The sequence below is a fragment of the Filibacter tadaridae genome (genome assembly GCF_900609045.1).
GTDB classification, from domain to species: Bacteria; Bacillota; Bacilli; order Bacillales_A; family Planococcaceae; genus Sporosarcina; species Sporosarcina tadaridae.
Genome location: NZ_UXAV01000049.1, coordinates 1 through 557 on the forward strand (window position 1 = coordinate 1; position 557 = coordinate 557).

2 tRNA genes are annotated in these 557 nt (G+C 41.1%); both read left to right on the top strand.

Annotation, left to right across the window (positions count from 1 at the left end):
• Nucleotides 1-237 precede the first annotated feature (237 nt).
• Nucleotides 238-314: transfer RNA gene (locus FILTAD_RS15005), tRNA-Ile, on the top strand.
• 9 nt (nt 315-323) lie between these two features.
• Nucleotides 324-399 (top strand) — tRNA-Ala (locus tag FILTAD_RS15010).
• The last annotated feature ends 158 nt before the right edge of the window (nt 400-557 follow it).

Sequence of the window (557 nt, forward strand, 5' to 3'; positions counted from 1 at the left end):
GGCTGGATCACCTCCTTTCTAAGGATTATTACGGAATATAGAACGAGGTTCTATACATTGACGTTTTGCGTTCAGTTTTGAAGGTTCATGATAAAGTGAGGAATATCACTTCATATAATCGGATACCGGATGGTTTGGATAGGAATGCTTGCATTTCCATTCAAAAATTAAAGTTTCCCTTTGAATTGATATTTATGACTGGACATGTTATTTAAACTTCATAAGAAATCCCGGAAGGGGCCTATAGCTCAGCTGGTTAGAGCGCACGCCTGATAAGCGTGAGGTCGATGGTTCGAGTCCATTTAGGCCCACCATATATTTCTGGGGCCTTAGCTCAGCTGGGAGAGCGCCTGCCTTGCACGCAGGAGGTCAGCGGTTCGATCCCGCTAGGCTCCACCAACTACTCCATAATGGGAGTATTTTTGTTCTTTGAAAACTGGATAAAACGACATTGATTACAACAAATCAAGAATCAACCGAGAAGAATTCAATTCTTCTTCGAATAGATCACTTCTGTGATTCTATTCATGCAATACCTTTTTAAGAATCATTATCTG